This window comes from Frigoribacterium salinisoli (assembly GCF_054781095.1).
This window is the reverse complement of record NZ_BAAGVB010000001.1, coordinates 223,939-241,339: the sequence shown is the minus strand read 5'-3', so window position 1 is coordinate 241,339 and position 17,401 is coordinate 223,939. Positions and strand designations below refer to the sequence as shown.

Sequence of the window (17,401 nt, the reverse complement as noted above, 5' to 3'; positions counted from 1 at the left end):
GGCCGACCCGGCGGCCCTGCGCGGGCCTCCTGCGCCTCAGTCGAAGATCGGGCCCACCGTGCGGCTGCGCTTGAGCTCGAAGAAACCGGGGTACGCGGCGACGGCGACGACGCCGTCCCAGAGGCGGACGGCCTCGTCGCCCTTCGGTGCCGGCGAGAGGACGGGGCCGAAGAAGGCCACGCCGTCGACGGCGATGATCGGCGTGCCGACGTCCTGGCCGACGCGGTCGAGGCCGTCGGAGTGGCTCGCCCGCAGCGCCGCGTCGTGCTCGTCGGAGTCGGCGTACCGGGCGAGGTCGGCGTCGAGCCCCACCTCGGCGAGCGCTCCCGTGATGACGGCGTCGGCGTCCTTCTGCTGCTCGAGGTGGATGCGCGTGCCGAGGGCGTCGTAGAGCGGCTTGACGTGCTCGGCGCCCGCGCGCTCCGCGACGGCGGTGACGAGACGGACGTAGCGCAGCATCCTGGGCATCGCCGCCCGGTGGGCGTCGTCCATCGACTCGTTCCCCTCGTTGAGGATCGCGAGGCTCATCACGTGCCAGGTGACGTCGACGTCGCGCTGCCGCGCCACCTCGTCCATCCAGCGGCTGGTCATCCACGCCCACGGGCAGGAGGGGTCGAACCAGAAGTCGACGGCGGTGCGGGACGCGGGGACGGGGGCCTGGACGGTGTCGGTCATGCCCCCCAGTGTCGGCCATGCACCCGGTGAACGCCCCAGCAGTAGGCTCGTCGGCGGGCCACGAGCCCGACGACCCACCCCCAAGGACGGACGGAGCCAGCGTGCCTGGAGAGAACCTCACCCGAGTCGAGGCCGAGGAGCGCGCAGCGCTGCTCGCCGTGCAGTCGTACGACATCGACCTCGACCTCACCCGCGGCGCGGAGGTGTTCGGCAGCAGCACCACGGTGCGCTTCACGGCCACCGAGGGCGCGTCGACCTTCATCGACGCCCTCACGCGCACCGTGCACTCGGTGACGCTGAACGGGCGCTCGCTCGACCCCGCCGGCGTGAGCGACGGCGTGCGCATCCAGCTCGACGGCCTCGCCGCCGAGAACGTGCTCGAGGTCGTCGCCGACGCCGAGTACACCAACACCGGCGAGGGGCTGCACCGCTTCGTCGACCCCGTCGACGACGAGGTGTACCTCTACAGCCAGTTCGAGGTGCCCGACAGCCGTCGCGTCTTCGCGGTCTTCGAGCAGCCCGACCTCAAGGCCACCTTCCGCTTCACCATCACCGCCCCCGCGCGCTGGGAGGTCGTGAGCAACCAGCCGACGCCCGAGCCCACGGTCGACGGCGACGTCGCCACCTGGGCGTTCGAGCCCACCCCCGTGCTGTCCAGCTACATCACGGCCGTCGTGGCCGGCCCCTACGACGTGGTGCGCAGCGAGCTCACGAGCTCGGACGGCCGCACGGTCCCCCTCGGCATCTTCACGCGCCGCTCGCTCACCGAGCACATGGACGCCGACTACGTCTTCGAGAAGACGCGCCAGGGCTTCGCCTACTACGAGGAGAAGTTCGCGTACCCGTACCCGTTCGACAAGTACGACCAGCTCTTCGTGCCCGAGTTCAACGCGGGCGCCATGGAGAACGCGGGCGCGGTCACCTTCACCGAGACGTACGTCTTCCGGTCGAAGGTCACCGACGCGATCAAGGAGCGCCGGGTCGTCACGATCCTGCACGAGCTGGCCCACATGTGGTTCGGCGACCTCGTCACCATGAAGTGGTGGAACGACCTCTGGCTCAACGAGTCGTTCGCCGAGTGGGCGTCGACGATCGCGACCGCCGAGGCCACGGAGTGGACCGAGGCGTGGACCACGTTCCAGGCCATGGAGAAGAGCTGGGCCTACCGGCAGGACCAGCTGCCCTCGACGCACCCCGTCGTGGCGACGATCAACGACCTGGAGGACGTCCAGGTCAACTTCGACGGCATCACGTACGCCAAGGGCGGCTCGGTGCTCAAGCAGCTCGTCGCGTGGGTCGGCATCGACGCGTTCTTCGCCGGCGTCGCCGCGTACTTCGCGAAGCACCACCACGGCAACACCGAGCTCAAGGACCTCCTCGCCGAGCTCGAGGTCACCTCGGGCCGCGACCTCTCCGGGTGGTCGGCCCTGTGGCTCGAGACGGCCGGCGTCAACACCCTCCGCCCCGAGCTCGAGGTGGACGACCAGGGCGTGATCACCGCGGCCGCGATCCTGCAGGAGGCACCGGCCGACCACCCGACGATCCGTCCCCACCGCCTCGCGATCGGCGTGTACGCCCTCCGCGACGGCGCGCTGGTGCGCACCGAGCGGGTCGAGATCGACGTCGACGGCGAGCGCACCGAGGTGCCCGAGCTCGTCGGCCTGCACCGGGGCGACCTCGTGCTCGTGAACGACGACGATCTCGCCTACGCGAAGGTCCGCCTCGACGAGCAGTCGCTCGCGACGGCCCTCGAGCACCTCTCGAGCATCACCGAGCCGCTGGCCCGCGCCATCGTGTGGGGGTCGGTGTGGGACGCGACGCGCGACGGCGAGGCCTCGCCGAGCGACTACGTGCGCCTCGTGCTGGCGAACATCGCCTCCGAGACGGAGTCGACGACGATCCGCACGACGCTCGCGCAGCTGCTCACGACGGCGCGCACCTACGTCGCGCCCGAGCGCCGCACCGAGACCCTCGAGCGCGTCGCGGACGGCCTGTGGGCCCTCGCGCAGGAGGCCGAGGCCGGCAGCGACGCGCAGTTCCAGTTCGTCAAGTACTTCGCGGCCGCCGCCTCGACCGCCGCCCACGGGGACGCCCTGCAGGGGCTGCTCGAGGGCAGCACGGCGCTCGACGGGCTCACGGTCGACACCGACCTCCGCTGGGAGCTGCTCGAGGGCCTCGTGCTCGTCGGCCGTGCCGGTCACGACGAGATCGACGCCGCCCTGGCGGCGGACGCGACGGCCGACGGGGCCCAGGCCGCCGCCCGTGCCCGCGCCACCGTGCCGACGGCCGAGGGCAAGCTCGCCGCCTTCGCCTCGGTCGTCGACGCCGCCGACGCCCCCAACGCGATCGTGCGCGCCACCACCGTCGGCTTCCAGCACGTCGTCGACCCGTCGGTGCTCGAGCCCGTCGTCGCGCGGTACTTCGACTCCCTCACGACCATCTGGGAGTCGCGCAGCTACCACATCGCCGACACCCTGGTCACGGGCCTCTACCCCGCGGGCCTCGCCAGCCAGGAGCTCGTCGACGCGACGACCGCGTGGCTCGACGCGAACCAAGACGTGCCGGCGCTGCGCCGGCTCGTCGTGGAGAACGTCGCCGGCGTCGAGCGCGCCCTGCGCGCACAGGCGGCCGACCGCGGCTGACCCACCGGCAGCACGCACCCACGGGCGGGTCCTCCTCGGAGGGCCCGCCCGTGGTCCGTCCACAGCTCGTACCGAGGCTTCGCAGCCCGCGTCGAGGTGGCGTCGGGAGGGCCGGTTAGCATGGTCGGCGTCATGAGCCCCTCTCCCGCCAGCACCCTCCTCGCCCGTGCGACCACTCCCCCGGACGCCGTCGCCGAGATGGGCGAGACCTTCTGGGAGATGTGGCACGTCCCGATCTCGATCGGCATCATCCTCGTCGTCGCCGTCCTGGTGCGGATCGCCCTGCACTTCGTGATCCGCCGCGTGGTCGACCAGATCGTCAACGGCATCAAGCGCAAGCAGAACGTCACCGAGACGCGGGCGCTCACGGTGTCCCCGCTCGCCGCCGTGCGCGTCGTGCAGCGCACGCGCACGCTCGGCAGCGTGCTCAACAACGTCGTGACGGTGCTCGTCGTCGCGGTCGCCCTCGTGCTCGTGCTCGCGCAGCTCGACGTCAACCTCGTCACCGTCCTCAGCGCGGCCGGCGTCGTGGGCGCGGGCCTCGCGTTCGGCGCCCAGAACATCGTCAAGGACGTCCTCAACGGCATCTTCATGATCGCGGAGGACCAGCTCGGCGTCGGCGACGTCGTCGACGTGGGGCCCGCGACCGGGGTCGTCGAGGCGGTCGGGATCCGCGTGACGCAGGTCCGCGACGTCAACGGGATCCTCTGGTTCGTCCGCAACGGCGAGATCCTCCGCGTGGGCAACATGTCGCAGGGCTGGTCCCGCGTCGTCGTCGACGTGGCCGTCCCCTACGAGACCGACGTCGACACCGTGCAGTCCGCCCTCCTCGCGGCCGCCGTCGACATGGCGGCGACGCCCAAGTGGCAGCGCATCGTGCTCGACGAGCCCGAGGCCTGGGGCCTGCAGTCCATCTCCGAGGAGCACCTCGTGCTGCGCATCGTCGCCAAGTGCAAGCCCGCCGACCGCGACAACGTCGACCGCGAGCTGCGGACCCGCTTCAAGGCGGTGGCCGACGGCCTCGACATCCAGCTGCCGAGCCTGGCGAGCGTCGTGCTCACGGGCACCGACGGGGCCGCGTCGATCGCGGGCGCGAAGGCACCGCGCACCTCGCCGCTGCCCGTGCACCACCACCACGACGTCGCGAAGAGCCGCCGCCGATGACCGGCGTCCCGCTCACGCCGGCAGGAGGCCCGCCCCGCTCCGGTCAGCCCGTCACGCTCCGCACCGGGGCCTCCGGTCCTGCCGCCACCGAGTCGTTCTGGCACCAGGTCGGAGGGCGCCCCACCTTCGAGCGCCTCGTCCGGCGCTTCTACGAGGGCGTCCGAGGCGACGAGGTCCTGTGGCCGATGTACCCGGAGGACGACCTCGAGGGCGCCGTGCAACGCCTGACGGGGTTCCTCGAGCAGTACTGGGGCGGGCCGGGCACCTACAGCGAGGAGCGCGGCCACCCGCGGCTCCGCATGCGGCACCTGCCCTTCACCGTGACGCCCGAGGCGCGCGACCACTGGCTCGCCCACATGCGGGAGGCCGTCGACGAGCTGGCGCTCCCGTCCCTGCACGAGGCGACGCTGTGGGACTACCTCGAGCGCGCCGCCCACGCCATGGTCAACGCCCCCGGCCGCTGACCCCGGGCCTGGACCTGGACCTGGACCTGGACCTGGACCTGGACCTGGACGATCAGAGCAGGGTCGCGCGCTGCTTCACGAGGACGTGACCGCGCCTGGTCGTCAGGCGGGTCCAGGGTCCGGTCTCGAACACCGACACGGGCTCGTCGTCGGCCAGGAACCCCAGGCTGAGCGCGGCGAAGGCGGCCCCGGCGGGCACGCCCTCGGCTCCCTCGACCGGTCGCGACCACACCTCGGAGCGCACGCGGTGCACGATCTGCTCGCCCGTCCCGGTGGGCACGGCGGCCGCGACCTCGGCGATGCCCGCCTCGGCCGCGGTGACGAGACGGTCGTGACGGACCACGGGGAGGGAGGACCACCCGCCGCGCGGCGGCGAGATGGCCGCCCACGTGACGGTGGCCACCTCGACGGGCATCGACACCTCGACCGGCGCGGTCGGGTCGACGACGGTGTTCTGCAGGCGCGTCAGCCGCTCGCGCAGCGATCGGACCGGCACCACGAGGTCGAACTCGGCGTCGTCGCCCACCTGGTAGGTGCGCAGCCCCAGGACCGTGGGCGTGGAGTCGAGCAGGCCCGCGGGGTAGAGCACCGCCGCGTAGGCGGCGAGGACGCCCCCGCCGGCGATGAGGCGGACGGAGCCGTCCTCGACGCGCGCCGCCCGTCCGAGGAAGGTGGCGAGGTCGCTGAGGGACAGGGAGTCGGGGAGCGTGATCGTGCGCGTCATCAGCGGATAAAGTACAGCGGGTGACCGATGCTCCGCTGAACGCCGACCCGCTCGCCAGCCTCCTGACCACGCTCGACCTGGCCAGCGCCGGGGTCGTGGGCGGCCAGGACGTCTTCACCGGCTCCAGCCAGCGGGACCCGCTGGGCCGCGTCTTCGGCGGGCAGGTGCTCGCGCAGTCGCTCGTGGCCGCACAGCGCACCATCCACGACGACCGCGTCGTCCACTCGCTGCACGGGTACTTCCTGCGCCCGGGCGACCTCACGCGGCCGATCACGTTCTCGGTCGACCGCATCCACGACGGGCGGTCCTTCGCCACGCGGCGGACCCAGGCCTCTCAGGACGGCGTGCCGATCCTGTCGATGATCGCGTCGTTCCAGACGCCCGACGGCGGCCTGGAGCACCAGGTCGACATGCCGGAAGGGCTGCCCGAGCCCGACGACGTCCTCAGCGACGCCGAGCACCTCGCGACGGTGGACCACCCCATCGCCCAGGCCTGGGCGCGAGACCGTCCCTTCGACATGCGCCACGTGGACTCCCCCGTGTACTTCTCCGTGGAGGGCGACCGCGTGCCGCACCAGGCCGTGTGGCTGCGCGCGACGGGTCCGCTGCCCGACGACGCCGACCTGCACCGTGCCGCGCTCCTCTACGCGAGCGACTACACGCTGCTGGAGTCGGTCTACCGCCGCCACGGCACCCCGCTGGCGACGCCCGGCATGAAGGTCGCGAGCCTCGACCACGCGATGTGGTGGCACCGCCCGGCGCGCGTCGACGAGTGGCTGCTCTACGTGCAGGAGTCGCCGAACGCGATCGGCGGCCGCGGCCTGGCCCTCGGGCGCATCTACGACCGCAGCGGTGCGCTCGTCGCGAGCGTCGCCCAGGAGGGCATGGTGCGGGTGCCGTCGACGCGACCCTGACGCCCCCGGCCCCCTGCGCGCGACGACCGCCTCAGCGGCGCCGGAAGGTCAGCGGGTCCTCGACGTAGGGCGACCACGCGGCACGCTCAGCCTCGCTGATGCGCCGTGGGCGACCGCTCGCGGTGTCGACCAGGACGATGGTCGTCGACGCCCGCGTGAAGAGCTGCGCGACGTCGGCGCCCACGGGCGAGCGCACCTCGTAGCAGACCTCGAGGCTGGCACCGCCCAGGCGGCCCAGCCAGAGCTGCACGTCGAGCGGCGCACGCAGGTACGGGATCGGCACGAGGTACTCGAGCTCCTGCCGGGCGATGAGCGTCATGGTGCCGGAGTCGGTGCGCCCGTCGAGCACCGCCGTCGCGAGCCCCTCGCTCGAACCGTCGCCGGGCGCCCAGAACGCGTCGATGCGCGCCTCCTCGAGGAGGCGCAGCATCGCCGCGTTGTTCACGTGCCCGTACGCGTCGAGGTCGCTCCACCGGAGGCGCGTGGGGACGTGCAGCCGGGCCACGTCAGTCGCGCGTCAGCTTGCGGTACGTCGCCGAGCTCGGCTTGGCGGCGTCGGCACCGAGCCGCTCGATCTTGTTCTGCTCGTAGGCCTCGAAGTTGCCCTCGAACCAGTACCAGTTCGGGGTCCCGTCGTCGTTGAGGCCCTCCCACGCCAGGATGTGCGTGGCGATGCGGTCGAGGAACCACCGGTCGTGGGTGATGACCACGGCGCAGCCGGGGAACTCGAGCAGGGCGTTCTCGAGGCTGCCGAGGGTCTCGACGTCGAGGTCGTTGGTGGGCTCGTCGAGCAGGAGGAGGTTGCCGCCCTGCTTGAGGGTCAGCGCCAGGTTGAGGCGGTTGCGCTCCCCGCCCGAGAGCACGCCGGCCTTCTTCTGCTGGTCGGGGCCCTTGAAGCCGAACTGCGAGACGTAGGCGCGCGACGGGATCTCGGTCTTGCCGACCTGGATGTAGTCGTGGCCCTCCGAGACGACCTCCCAGAGGTTCTTGTTCGGGTCGATGCCGCCGCGGCTCTGGTCGACGTAGGAGATGTCGACCGTCTCGCCGACCTTCAGGTCGCCGCCGTCGAGGGGCTCGAGCCCGACGATGGTCTTGAACAGGGTGGTCTTGCCGACGCCGTTCGGGCCGATGACGCCGACGATGCCGTTGCGCGGCAGCGTGAACGTCAGGTCGTCGATGAGCACGCGCTCACCGAAGGACTTGTGCAGCTTCTTCGCGTCGATGACCTGCGAGCCGAGGCGCGGCCCGACGGGGATCACGATCTCCTCGAAGTCGAGGACCTTCGTGCGCTCGGCCTCGCTCGCCATCTCCTCGTAGCGGGCCAGGCGGGCCTTCGACTTGGCCTGGCGACCCTTCGCGTTGCTGCGGACCCACTCCAGCTCGCTGGCGAGGCGCTTGGCGAGCTTGGCGTCCTTCTTGCCCTGCACGTTCAGGCGCTCGCCCTTCTTCTGCAGGTAGGTCGAGTAGTTGCCCTCGTAGGGGTAGAGGCGACCGCGGTCGACCTCGGCGATCCACTCGGCGACGTGGTCGAGGAAGTACCGGTCGTGGGTCACGGCGAGCACGGCGCCGGGGTACTTGCTCAGGTGCTGCTCGAGCCAGAGCACGCTCTCGGCGTCGAGGTGGTTGGTGGGCTCGTCGAGGAGCAGGAGGTCGGGCTTCTGGAGCAGCAGCTTGCAGAGCGCGACGCGGCGCTTCTCACCGCCCGAGAGGTTGGCGACGGCGGCGTCGCCCGGGGGCGTGCGGAGGGCGGACATCGCCTGCTCGAGCTGCGAGTCGAGGTCCCACGCGTCGGCCGCGTCGATCTCTTCCTGAAGGGTGCCCATCTCGGCGAGGAGCGCGTCGAAGTCGGCGTCGGGCTCGGCCATGGCGGCCGAGACCTCGTTGAAGCGGTCGAGCTTCTGCTTGATCGGCCCGACGCCCTCCTGCACGTTCTCGAGGACGGTCTTCGACTCGTCGAGCTCGGGCTCCTGCATGAGGATGCCGACGGTGTAGCCGGGCGAGAGCTTCGCCTCGCCGTTGCTCGGGGTGTCGAGCCCCGCCATGATCTTGAGGATCGTCGACTTGCCGGCACCGTTGGGGCCGACCACTCCGATCTTCGCCCCCGGGATGAACGACATGGTGACGTCGTCGAGGATCAGCTTGTCGCCGACCGCCTTGCGGGCGCGGACCATGGAGTAGATGTATTCGGCCATGCCGCCCAGTCTATTCGGGGCGACCGGCCCCGCGGCTCACCAATTGATGGCGCGGGTGGTGCCGACGAGGCAGGCACCCGTGCCGAGCACGGGCGCGGTCTGCGCGGCGTAGTCGCCGCCGGCCACCTGGCCCACGAGGCACGAGTCGGCCCAGAGCGCCGAGAACTGCACGCTGTCGGCGTCCCTCTCCGTCCAGGTCGAGTCGGGCGTGACCTGCAGCGTGCCCTTGTCGAACCCGGCGGCGACGAGGGCGTCGACCACGTCGCGACCGCCGGGAGCGCCGTCGCGCTCCAGCAGCTCGCGGACGGTGCGGTCGAAGACCGCGCGCGCGTCGTCGACGGACGAGTCGGCCGTGAGCTCCACGGGGCCTGCCTGCTCGGCGGCCGGCGAGGGAGCGGGCGTCGGCTCGGGAGAGCTGGTGCACCCGGCCACGAGGACGACGGCGGCGAGGCCGACCAGGACGGACGGCACGCGACCGAGCGGGGACCGGGCGGCGCGGGGAGTCGTCACGGGTCCGATCCTACGGGCCCCGCCCGCGCCGCCAGGGCACCACCCGCTGCCACCCCGGAACCCGCTGCCACCCCAGGAAGCCCTGCCACCCCAAGAACCCGCTGCCACCCCAGGAACCCGCTGCCACCCCAGCATGGTTCCTGGGGTGCGGGCGTGCGCCTGGGGTGCCGACGACGACGGACCGATTCAGAACGCGGGCTCGGCCTCGGCCGGGGACCAGTCGTCGGCCGCGGACGCGCCGACCTCGGCCGGGGCCGAGAGTGCCCCCACGTCCGCAGACGTGGAAGCCGCGGACCCGTCGCTCGCGCCGACGGGCGCGACGGGCGCGACGGGCGTGCCGGGAGCGACCGGGGCCTCCTGCGCGGTGCCCGCGTCGTCGACCGCGCCCGTCGCGTCGTGCGCGAGTGCTTCCGCGCCCGGGGCCGCCGCGGCCGCCGTGCTGCGCGTGAACCGCGTGCTCCCCCAGAGCAGGTCGTGGCCGAGCGCGTCGGCGTCGACCTCGACGGAGGTGCCGCTCTTCTCGCCGGACTCCCACGGGCGCACCCGCAGACGACCGGTGACGAGGACCCTCTCCCCCTTGGCCACCGAGGCGGCGGCGTTCTCGGCGAGCGCCCGGAAGCACGTGACGGTGTACCAGTTGGTCTCGCCGTCGGACCAGGTGCCCGCGACGCGATCGTAGCGGCGCTGGGCGGAGGCCAGGCGGAAGCTGGTGATCGCCAGCCCCTCGGAGGTGCGGAGCGAGCGGGGCGTCGTCGCGACGACGCCGGTGAGCGTGATGTGGTCTGTCATGTCGGCGAGTCTCGCCCCGCCTCTCGGCGCCGCGAGGACCGGCCCGACGATCCGGTGGAGGGCAGGAGGCCCACCCCACCCGTGGAGGACGGGTCGCCCCGGTGCCGGCTCAGGTCGCGCGGACGTACCTCGCGTACGACCTGCGCACCTCGTTCACCTTCGGCTGCGCCACCGCGACGCAGTAGCCCTGGCCGGGGTTCTTCGCGAAGAAGTCCTGGTGCTCGGGCTCGGCCTCCCACCAGTCGCCGAGGGGCTCGAGGGTCGTCACGACGCCACCGCCCCACGTGTCGTCGGCCCTGCTGCGGGCGGCGGCGAAGACCTCGCGCTGGGCGTCGTCCCGCGGGAACATCGCCGAGCGGTACTGCGTGCCCACGTCCGCGCCCTGCCGGTCGCGCTGCCGGGGGTCGTGGAGCGTGAAGAAGACGTCGAGGGCGACGTCGGGCGGGAGCACCTCGGGGTCGAAGGTCACCGCCACCGCCTCGGCGTGGCCGCTCGTCCCCGTGCCGACCTGCTCGTACGTGGGAGCGGGGACCGTCCCGCCCGTGTAGCCCGAGACCACGGCGGTCACGCCGTCGAGGGTGCGGTAGACCGCGTCGAGGCACCAGAAGCACCCGCCGGCGAGGACGAACGTCGTCATGCCGCCGAACCTACCCCGGCCCGTGCGCCCCGTCCCGGTGCACCCCTAGGCTCGGCGCATGCGCTCCCCCTTCACCCCCTACGTCGCCGACGACGCACGGTACTCCCGCCTCGACTACGCCAGGACCGGCCGCAGCGGCCTGCGCCTGCCCCGCATCTCGCTCGGCCTCTGGAACAACTTCGGCAGCGACAGGCCCCTCGAGACGCAGCGCGACATCGTGCTCCGCGCCTTCGACCGCGGCGTGACCCACATCGACCTCGCCAACAACTACGGACCGCCCTACGGCTCCGCCGAGTCGCAGTTCGGCCGGATCCTCGCCTCCGACCTCCGCCCCTACCGGGACGAGCTCGTCATCTCCACGAAGGCCGGCTACGACATGTGGCCGGGACCCTACGGCGACGGCGGGTCGCGGAAGTACCTGCTGACCTCGCTCGAGCAGAGCCTGACCCGGCTGGGCGTGGAACAGGTCGACGTCTTCTACTCGCACCGGCCCGACCCCGGGACGCCGGTGGAGGAGACGATGGGCGCGCTCGCGACCGCCGTGCGCCAGGGGAAGGCGCTCTACGCGGGCATCTCGAACTACGACCCCGAGCAGACCAGGGCGGCCGCCGCCGCGTTGGCCGCCGAGGGGGTGCCGCTGCTGATCCACCAGCCCCGCTACAACATGTTCGACCGCCGGCCCGAGCAGGGGCTCTTCGACGCGCTCCTCGAGCTCGGCGTCGGGTCGATCGTCTTCTCGCCGCTCGCGGGCGGCCTGCTCACGAACCGGTACCTGTCGGGCCGCGCGCCCGCCGGCAGTCGCGCCGCCGAGGGCCGGTGGTTCACCGAGGACGCCCTCAGCGAGACGTACCTCGAGAGGGTCCGCGGACTGCAGGCCGTCGCCGAGGCCCGGGGGCAGTCCCTCGCCCAGCTCGCCCTGACCTGGGTGCTGCGGCAGCCGGCCGTGACCAGTGCGCTCGTCGGTGCCTCGTCGGTGGCCCAGCTCGACGACAGCCTCGACGCCCTCGAGGCCGCTCCCCTCGACGACGACGAGCTCGCGGCCATCGACCCCCTGGCGGTCGACGGCACCGGGCGCTGACGCCGCCCAGGTGGTCGCCGGTGGTGTCGGCGGCGGTGTCGGTGGTCGGTCGTAACGTCGGGCTCGTCCTCGACAGCATCGGCCGGATGACCTCAGGAGACACCATGACCGCCCGCACGACCAGCCGCCCCGCCACCGCCTCCCGCGCCGTCGCCTCGATGGCGCCCCTCGACGTCCGGCGGGGCGGCCTCCGCCTCGTCCAGGTGCACGACGACCTCGCCCGCGTGACGCGTCCGAACGGCGAGGTCGCGGGCTACGTGGAGCGCGTCGTCGACGCGGGCGGCACGCGCTGGCGGGCCAAGCGGTTCCTGCCGCGGCAGCGCCGCTTCGACGACGTGGCCGAGTTCTGGAGCCGCGACGACGCGGTCGACGTCTTCCGCTGGTCCTGACGGCGACGGCTCTGCCCGGGGCGCACCCCTCCGGACCGGCCTGTCGCTGCTGAGCGGCACCTTCGGGCACCGGTACCCTTCGCCGCATGGAGTGGTGGAACGCGTTCGTGCAGTGGGTGTCGTCGGACGAAGGGCAGCGCATCTTGACCGGTGCCGTCGTGCCGTTCGTCGCCATCGTCGTGGCGGGCCTCGTCGCCGCGCTCATCGCTCGATCGGCCGTGCGCCGCGTGGTGGCGCACCTCGAACGCGAGCAGAAGGCGGCGGCCGTGGCCGGCATGATCCGGGCCGCGCGCAAGGCCGCCGTCTACAGCTCCCTGGGCGCTGAGGAGCGCACCTACGCCGACCATCTCGCCCAGGAGGCCGAGGTGCGGTTGCGCCTGCTGCCCGCGGCGGGCGCGGCCTCGGCCGCCAGCTGGGCCGAGCACGAGCTCGGCGACATCAAGCGCAACAGCGTCTCGTTCAGCTTCCAGGCCGAGCAGTCGCTCGCGCAGTTCCGCGATCGGCTGCTCGAGTGGCAGGCGAAGCCCGGGAGGGCCAAGAAGCTCTTCCGGTACGACCTCGACCGCTGGAGCCAGGAAGAGGCGGACACGGCTCGTCGCGCCGAGGACGACGTAGCGGACGAGGCGGCGTCGACCGCCGCCCTGCGGTCGCCGATCCGTCCGGCAGCACCGGCCTCGCGGCCGACGTCGCCGAGCGTGGCCCCCCTCGTGGCGGCGGCACGGGCGACCGAGCGTCCGGTGCACGACGACGCCCGCTACGCGGCCCCCGCCGACGAGGACCAGCGCCCCGAGCTGGCGCAGCGCGACGACGACGTCGACGACGCCCGCCACGACTCCCCCGTCAGCGCCGCGACGGTGCGCCGACGCACGACGCACCAGCCCCACGACAACTGACGCCCCAGCGGAGCGCCCTCGGCAGGGATCGAACCTGCGACCAAGAGATGAGAAGCACCACGTGGATCACGTCGAGGCGCCCTCGGCAGGGATCGAACCTGCGACCAAGAGATGAGAAGCACCACGTGGATCACATCCGGGTGCCCTCGGCAGGGATCGAACCTGCGACCAAGAGATTAGAAGGCTCCTGCTCTATCCGCTGAGCTACGAGGGCTGGCAGGTCCACAGTAGCGCGCACGCCGGGTGCGGCCGCCGGGGGTCAGAGGGCGAGCGCGGCGGCGGCGAGGACCTGGTCGACGCGGGGCACGCCCGCGGAGCGGAAGACCTCGCGCCCGTCGGGGCCGGTCACGACGAGGGTCGGGGTGGACGTGATGCGGGCCGCCTCGGCCTCGTCGGGGGCGGCGGCGACGTCGCGTTCGGTGACCTGGAGGGCCGGGGCGAGCCTCCTGGCCTCACCGACCGCGGCGCGTGCCGCTGAGCACGCGCCGCAGAAGGAGGACGTCCAGAGGTCGATCCGGACGCCGGGCTGATCAGATCTGGTCGAACTCACCGCTGCGGTCGCCCCGGTTCTCGAGCGCGTCGACGGGGTCGCTCTTGTCGCCGTCGAGGGCGTAGTGGACCTGGAGCTGGTCCTGGTTCATGGTGGCCTCGCGGGCCTTGTAGGTGAAGCCGGTCTCGATGCCCTCGACGAGCACGTAGTCGACGATCTCGTCGTCGTAGCTGCCGTTGGTGCTGACGCGGGTGTCGGTGCGCCCGTCGCTGGGGCCGCCCTCGAAGAAGACGACGTACTCGGACCCCTCGGGGATGCTGGGCTTGGATTCGGTCATGCCCCGTGTCTACCAGGGGCGGGGGCAGGAGGCCCGCGCGGCGGGCGGGGCGGGGACGCTCTCGGCGAACGACGAGCACGATGCATAGTGCGGCTATATAGCCGCGCTATACTTGCCGGATGACTTCTCAGCCGACCGACATCCTGGAATCCCTCCTGACGTCGACCCATCGCCTGACGCGCCTCGCCGCGCAGGAGACCGGCCGCACCACCTCGCCCGCCGTCTGGCGCACGCTCTCGATCCTCACGACCGACGGCCCCCTGCGCGTCGGCGACCTGGCCCGCGCCAGCCGCGTCGCGCAGCCCACCATGACGAAGCTCCTGCAGCACCTCGTCGAGGACGAGCTCGTGTCGCGCATCGCCGACGTCGACGACAGCCGCGCCTGGCTCATCGCCGTGGCCCCGAAGGGCACCCGCGCCCTCGACGAGTGGAAGGCGCAGCTGGCCGACGCCCTCGGCGGGCTCTTCGACGACCTCGACGAGGCCGAGTGGCGCGTCCTCGACCACGCGGCCCAGCTGCTCGCGACCCGCGTCGACAGCAGGAGGCCCGACGCCCCGGCGAGCGCGTCCCGCGTCGTCACGGCCGACGCCACGGGGGTGACCGCGTGACCGCCTCGACGACCGCGGCGGCGCACGGTGGTCGCGCGCCGAGCATCCTGCACCAGCCGCGTGCCGTGTGGGCCATCGCCTTCGCCTGCGTCGTGGCGTTCATGGGCATCGGCCTCGTCGACCCGATCCTGCCCGCGATCGCGGAGTCCCTCGAGGCGACCCCGACGCAGACCGAGCTGCTCTTCACCAGCTATCTCGCCGTGACGGGCGTCGCCATGGCGTTCACGAGCTGGGTCTCGAGCCGCCTCGGCGCCAAGCGCACCCTGATGATCGGACTCGTGCTCATCGTCGCGTTCTCGCTCGCGGCGGCGCTCAGCCAGGACGTCTGGAGCATCATCGGGTTCCGCGCCGGCTGGGGCCTCGGCAACGCCCTCTTCATCTCGACGGCCCTCGCGACCATCGTGGGCGCGGCGAGCGGCGGGACCGCCTCGGCGATCATCCTCTACGAGGCGGCGCTCGGGCTCGGCATCGCGATCGGCCCGCTCGTGGGCGGGCTGCTCGGTTCCGTGAGCTGGCGCGGCCCGTTCTTCGGCGTGACGACGCTCATGGCCGTCGCCTTCGTCGCGATCGCCGTCTTCCTGCAGACCCGCAGCCTCGAGGCGCCGACGCCGACCCCGCTCTCGGCGCCGTTCCGGGCCCTGGCGCGCCCGGCGCTCGGGGCGCTCGCGGCCACGGCGTTCTTCTACAACATCGGCTTCTTCGTGCTGCTCGCCTACACGCCCTACCCGCTCGGGTTCGGCGCCATGGGCATCGGCCTCACCTTCTTCGGCTGGGGCCTCGGGCTGGCCGTGACCAGCGTCTGGGTGGCACCGATGCTCACCGCACGCCTGCGCCGCACGACCGTGCTGCGCGGGGCCCTCGCCCTGCTCACGCTCGACCTCGTCGCGGCCGCGCTCGTCGTGCACGAGCCCACCGCGCTCGTCGCGTGCGTCGTCGTCGGCGGCCTCGTCCTGGGCGTGCTCAACACGGTGCTCACGGAGAGCGTCATGGAGGCGACGGACCTGCCCCGCTCGGTGGCGTCGAGCGCGTACTCGTCCGTGCGGTTCCTCGGCGGGGCGGTCGCGCCTCCTGTGGCCACCGCCCTGGCCGCCGCGATCGCGCCGAGCGCGGCCTACGTCTTCGCGGCGGCGAGCGTCGCCGTGGGCCTGCTCGTCACGGTCCTCGCGACGAGGGTGCTCCGACGCGTCGACGACGGGCCCGAGGCCCCGCTCGTCGAGGCCGAGGCGATCGGGGCCGGCGAGGTCTCCTGATCCGGGGCCCGCGCCTCCTGGGGCAGGAGGCGCGGGCGCGTCGGACCCCGTCGCTAGACTCCGTCCCATGGCTTCTGCGAACGACCGTCTGGTCTGGATCGACTGCGAGATGACCGGGCTCGACCTCGAGGTCGACGAGCTCGTGGAGGTGGCCGTCGTCGTCACCGACTTCGACCTGCGGCCCGTGCACCCCGGCTTCGCGATCGTCATCAAGCCCGACCAGTCGGCGCTCGACCACATGAACGACTTCGTCACCGAGATGCACACCTCGTCGGGCCTGCTCGACGAGATCCCCGACGGCGTCAGCCTCGCCGAGGCCGAGTTCGAGGTGCTCGAGTACGTGCTGCGCCACGTGCCCGCCGGCCAGACCGCCCCCCTCGCCGGCAACACCATCGGCACCGACCGCGCGTTCCTCGCCAAGTACATGCCCCGCGTCGACGGCCACCTGCACTACCGCAGCGTCGACGTGTCGAGCATCAAGGAGCTCGCCCGCCGCTGGTTCCCCCGCGTCTACTTCAACGCCCCGCAGAAGGCGGGCGGCCACCGCGCCCTCGCCGACATCCTCGAGAGCATCCGCGAGCTCGAGTACTACCGCCGCGCGGGCTTCGTCGCCGACCCCGGCCCCACCACCGACGAGGTGCAGGCCATCTCGAAGGCCGTCGTGGACGAATGGGCCCCGCGGCTGTAGTACCATCGTCAGGTCGCACCGGTTCGTCCCGGTGCACATGGTGGGTATAGCTCAGCTGGTAGAGCGCCGCGTTGTGGTCGCGGAGGCCGCGGGTTCAAGCCCCGTTACTCACCCCAGCAGAAGGCCCCGTCCCGTGTGGACGGGGCCTTCGTCGTTCCCGCTCGGTCCGCGCACGGGTTCGCGGGGACGTGTTCGATGGCGTCATGACCGATCCGAGCGAAGGCCGACAGGACCGCCTCGCGCCCTGGTGGGTGCTGGTGCTCGGTGGGGTCGCCCTCGTCGCGGTCGGCATCGGCGCGATCCTGGCGTACTCGTACTCGTACTGGGGCTGGGACGGCCGCGTGGAGGGTGCGGCCGTCGTCTCACCGCCCCTCGGTCTCTTCTTCATCGTCTGGGGCATCGGCCGGGGTGCACGCTCCGCCGTGCACCACCTGCGGCACCGTGCCGAGCCGGCGCCCTCGCCCGCCCCGGAACGCGCCTCCTGAGCCCCCCTGACGCCCAGCCCGCCTGTGCCACGCTCGATCCATGGACGACGAGGCACCCCGCGACGGCATCGACCCCGCGAGCATCAGCGCCGAGCGGTTCGACGAGCTCGTCACCGACGAGCTCGACCGTCTGCCCGACGACATGGTCGACGGCCTCGACAACGTCGTCTTCGTCACCGAGGACCGCCCAGAGGACGGCTCCCTCGACCTGCTGGGCCTCTACGACGGCGTCGCGCTCACCGAGCGCGGCCAGTACGGCTTCGGCGAGCTGCCCGACCGGATCATCCTCTACCGCGAGCCGCACCTGGCCGCGGTCGACGACCTCGACGCCCTGCGCGACGAGATCCACGTGACGCTCGTGCACGAGATCGCGCACTTCTACGGCATCGACGACGACCAGCTGCACGAGCTCGGCTGGGCCTGACCACGGCTGCGCCCGAGCACGGCGACAGCGACAGCGACAGCCGCAGCG

General features: G+C 72.5%; 21 protein-coding genes and 2 tRNA genes. 13 read left to right on the top strand and 10 right to left on the bottom strand.

The features are described from left to right. Positions 1 to 36: 36 nt before the first annotated feature. On the bottom strand, positions 37 to 675 hold the full coding sequence (locus ACYVHQ_RS01190) for a mycothiol-dependent nitroreductase Rv2466c family protein (protein ID WP_460510143.1): 639 nt from the start codon (positions 673 to 675) through the stop codon (positions 37 to 39). Between the two features lie 101 nt (positions 676 to 776). On the opposite strand from ACYVHQ_RS01190, the gene pepN reads away from it, so the two are divergent. From pepN to ACYVHQ_RS01175, 3 genes are all read left to right on the top strand, one after another. Then, positions 777 to 3,317: an aminopeptidase N gene (pepN, locus tag ACYVHQ_RS01185; RefSeq protein ID WP_460510141.1), complete on the top strand. Its 2,541-nt coding sequence runs from the start codon at positions 777 to 779 to the stop codon at positions 3,315 to 3,317. A gap of 132 nt (positions 3,318 to 3,449) precedes the next feature. Then, a complete protein-coding gene (locus ACYVHQ_RS01180; RefSeq protein WP_460510139.1) occupies positions 3,450 to 4,481 on the top strand; it encodes a mechanosensitive ion channel family protein in 1,032 nt (343 codons plus the stop codon). Continuing rightward, the gene (locus ACYVHQ_RS01175; RefSeq protein ID WP_460510137.1) at positions 4,478 to 4,945 is read left to right on the top strand and encodes a globin; all 468 of its coding nucleotides are present in this window, start codon (positions 4,478 to 4,480) and stop codon (positions 4,943 to 4,945) included. The genes ACYVHQ_RS01180 and ACYVHQ_RS01175 overlap by 4 nt, the downstream gene beginning before the upstream one ends. 52 nt (positions 4,946 to 4,997) lie before the next feature. Here the strand turns inward: ACYVHQ_RS01175 and ACYVHQ_RS01170 are convergent, their stop codons facing one another. After that, entirely contained in the window at positions 4,998 to 5,669 is a 672-nt protein-coding gene (locus ACYVHQ_RS01170; RefSeq protein ID WP_460510135.1) for a hypothetical protein, read from the bottom strand. A gap of 20 nt (positions 5,670 to 5,689) precedes the next feature. On the opposite strand from ACYVHQ_RS01170, the gene ACYVHQ_RS01165 reads away from it, so the two are divergent. After that, entirely contained in the window at positions 5,690 to 6,583 is an 894-nt protein-coding gene (locus ACYVHQ_RS01165; protein ID WP_460510133.1) for an acyl-CoA thioesterase, read from the top strand. A 31-nt stretch (positions 6,584 to 6,614) separates the two neighbouring features. Here the strand turns inward: ACYVHQ_RS01165 and ACYVHQ_RS01160 are convergent, their stop codons facing one another. From ACYVHQ_RS01160 to msrA, 5 genes are all read right to left on the bottom strand, one after another. Continuing rightward, entirely contained in the window at positions 6,615 to 7,088 is a 474-nt protein-coding gene (locus ACYVHQ_RS01160) for an acyl-CoA thioesterase (protein WP_460510131.1), read from the bottom strand. 1 nt (position 7,089) lies between these two features. Then, a complete protein-coding gene (gene ettA / locus ACYVHQ_RS01155) occupies positions 7,090 to 8,775 on the bottom strand; it encodes an energy-dependent translational throttle protein EttA (protein ID WP_460510129.1) in 1,686 nt (561 codons plus the stop codon). 36 nt (positions 8,776 to 8,811) lie between these two features. After that, positions 8,812 to 9,285 (bottom strand): DUF6993 domain-containing protein, encoded by a 474-nt coding sequence (locus ACYVHQ_RS01150; RefSeq protein ID WP_460510127.1) that lies wholly within the window; start codon positions 9,283 to 9,285, stop codon positions 8,812 to 8,814. A 186-nt stretch (positions 9,286 to 9,471) separates the two neighbouring features. Further along, positions 9,472 to 10,074, bottom strand: a complete 603-nt coding sequence (locus ACYVHQ_RS01145; protein WP_460510125.1) for a single-stranded DNA-binding protein — start codon at positions 10,072 to 10,074, stop codon at positions 9,472 to 9,474. Positions 10,075 to 10,183: 109 nt separating this feature from the next. Further along, positions 10,184 to 10,711 (bottom strand): peptide-methionine (S)-S-oxide reductase MsrA, encoded by a 528-nt coding sequence (msrA, locus tag ACYVHQ_RS01140; RefSeq protein WP_460510123.1) that lies wholly within the window; start codon positions 10,709 to 10,711, stop codon positions 10,184 to 10,186. A 58-nt stretch (positions 10,712 to 10,769) separates the two neighbouring features. Between msrA and ACYVHQ_RS01135 the strand changes: the two genes are divergently transcribed. The 3 genes from ACYVHQ_RS01135 (at position 10,770) to ACYVHQ_RS01125 (ending at position 13,071) form a co-directional block, all read left to right on the top strand. Continuing rightward, on the top strand, positions 10,770 to 11,789 hold the full coding sequence (locus ACYVHQ_RS01135) for an aldo/keto reductase (RefSeq protein ID WP_460510121.1): 1,020 nt from the start codon (positions 10,770 to 10,772) through the stop codon (positions 11,787 to 11,789). 86 nt (positions 11,790 to 11,875) lie between these two features. Next, positions 11,876 to 12,178: a hypothetical protein gene (locus ACYVHQ_RS01130; protein ID WP_460510119.1), complete on the top strand. Its 303-nt coding sequence runs from the start codon at positions 11,876 to 11,878 to the stop codon at positions 12,176 to 12,178. 86 nt (positions 12,179 to 12,264) lie between these two features. Beyond that, the gene (locus ACYVHQ_RS01125; protein ID WP_460510117.1) at positions 12,265 to 13,071 is read left to right on the top strand and encodes a hypothetical protein; all 807 of its coding nucleotides are present in this window, start codon (positions 12,265 to 12,267) and stop codon (positions 13,069 to 13,071) included. Between the two features lie 141 nt (positions 13,072 to 13,212). Here ACYVHQ_RS01125 and ACYVHQ_RS01120 read toward each other — a convergent pair. From ACYVHQ_RS01120 to ACYVHQ_RS01110, 3 genes are all read right to left on the bottom strand, one after another. Next, positions 13,213 to 13,285: transfer RNA gene (locus ACYVHQ_RS01120), tRNA-Arg, on the bottom strand. A 45-nt stretch (positions 13,286 to 13,330) separates the two neighbouring features. Next, complete coding sequence (locus tag ACYVHQ_RS01115; RefSeq protein WP_460510115.1) at positions 13,331 to 13,621, bottom strand: YbbN family protein; 291 nt, start codon at positions 13,619 to 13,621, stop codon at positions 13,331 to 13,333. Then, positions 13,602 to 13,898, bottom strand: coding sequence for a hypothetical protein (locus tag ACYVHQ_RS01110; protein WP_460510113.1), 297 nt, complete (start codon positions 13,896 to 13,898; stop codon positions 13,602 to 13,604). The genes ACYVHQ_RS01115 and ACYVHQ_RS01110 overlap by 20 nt, the downstream gene beginning before the upstream one ends. Before the next feature lie 119 nt (positions 13,899 to 14,017). On the opposite strand from ACYVHQ_RS01110, the gene ACYVHQ_RS01105 reads away from it, so the two are divergent. From ACYVHQ_RS01105 to ACYVHQ_RS01080, 6 genes are all read left to right on the top strand, one after another. Beyond that, positions 14,018 to 14,506, top strand: coding sequence for a MarR family winged helix-turn-helix transcriptional regulator (locus tag ACYVHQ_RS01105; protein ID WP_460510111.1), 489 nt, complete (start codon positions 14,018 to 14,020; stop codon positions 14,504 to 14,506). After that, positions 14,503 to 15,756, top strand: a complete 1,254-nt coding sequence (locus ACYVHQ_RS01100) for an MFS transporter (protein ID WP_460510109.1) — start codon at positions 14,503 to 14,505, stop codon at positions 15,754 to 15,756. Before ACYVHQ_RS01105 ends, ACYVHQ_RS01100 begins: the two co-directional genes overlap by 4 nt. Positions 15,757 to 15,823: 67 nt before the next feature. Continuing rightward, positions 15,824 to 16,444, top strand: a complete 621-nt coding sequence (orn, locus tag ACYVHQ_RS01095; RefSeq protein WP_460510107.1) for an oligoribonuclease — start codon at positions 15,824 to 15,826, stop codon at positions 16,442 to 16,444. Between the two features lie 40 nt (positions 16,445 to 16,484). After that, a tRNA-His gene (locus ACYVHQ_RS01090) sits at positions 16,485 to 16,560 on the top strand. 87 nt (positions 16,561 to 16,647) lie between these two features. After that, the gene (locus ACYVHQ_RS01085; protein ID WP_460510105.1) at positions 16,648 to 16,929 is read left to right on the top strand and encodes a hypothetical protein; all 282 of its coding nucleotides are present in this window, start codon (positions 16,648 to 16,650) and stop codon (positions 16,927 to 16,929) included. 40 nt (positions 16,930 to 16,969) lie between these two features. Next, complete coding sequence (locus ACYVHQ_RS01080; protein WP_460510103.1) at positions 16,970 to 17,353, top strand: metallopeptidase family protein; 384 nt, start codon at positions 16,970 to 16,972, stop codon at positions 17,351 to 17,353. Positions 17,354 to 17,401: the final 48 nt, after the last annotated feature.

Bases quoted from the DNA above. Each gene is read 5' to 3' on its own strand.
- ACYVHQ_RS01110 (WP_460510113.1), bottom strand. From the start codon at position 13,898: ATGACCGAATCCAAGCCCAGCATCCCCGAGGGGTCCGAGTACGTCGTC.
- ACYVHQ_RS01125 (WP_460510117.1), top strand. From the start codon at position 12,265: ATGGAGTGGTGGAACGCGTTCGTGCAGTGGGTGTCGTCGGACGAAGGG.
- ettA (WP_460510129.1), bottom strand. From the start codon at position 8,775: ATGGCCGAATACATCTACTCCATGGTCCGCGCCCGCAAGGCGGTCGGC.
- ACYVHQ_RS01105 (WP_460510111.1), top strand. From the start codon at position 14,018: ATGACTTCTCAGCCGACCGACATCCTGGAATCCCTCCTGACGTCGACC.
- ACYVHQ_RS01170 (WP_460510135.1), bottom strand. From the start codon at position 5,669: ATGACGCGCACGATCACGCTCCCCGACTCCCTGTCCCTCAGCGACCTC.
- ACYVHQ_RS01085 (WP_460510105.1), top strand. From the start codon at position 16,648: ATGACCGATCCGAGCGAAGGCCGACAGGACCGCCTCGCGCCCTGGTGG.
- ACYVHQ_RS01190 (WP_460510143.1), bottom strand. From the start codon at position 675: ATGACCGACACCGTCCAGGCCCCCGTCCCCGCGTCCCGCACCGCCGTC.
- ACYVHQ_RS01130 (WP_460510119.1), top strand. From the start codon at position 11,876: ATGACCTCAGGAGACACCATGACCGCCCGCACGACCAGCCGCCCCGCC.
- orn (WP_460510107.1), top strand. From the start codon at position 15,824: ATGGCTTCTGCGAACGACCGTCTGGTCTGGATCGACTGCGAGATGACC.
- ACYVHQ_RS01180 (WP_460510139.1), top strand. From the start codon at position 3,450: ATGAGCCCCTCTCCCGCCAGCACCCTCCTCGCCCGTGCGACCACTCCC.
- ACYVHQ_RS01145 (WP_460510125.1), bottom strand. From the start codon at position 10,074: ATGACAGACCACATCACGCTCACCGGCGTCGTCGCGACGACGCCCCGC.
- ACYVHQ_RS01080 (WP_460510103.1), top strand. From the start codon at position 16,970: ATGGACGACGAGGCACCCCGCGACGGCATCGACCCCGCGAGCATCAGC.
- ACYVHQ_RS01135 (WP_460510121.1), top strand. From the start codon at position 10,770: ATGCGCTCCCCCTTCACCCCCTACGTCGCCGACGACGCACGGTACTCC.
- msrA (WP_460510123.1), bottom strand. From the start codon at position 10,711: ATGACGACGTTCGTCCTCGCCGGCGGGTGCTTCTGGTGCCTCGACGCG.
- ACYVHQ_RS01175 (WP_460510137.1), top strand. From the start codon at position 4,478: ATGACCGGCGTCCCGCTCACGCCGGCAGGAGGCCCGCCCCGCTCCGGT.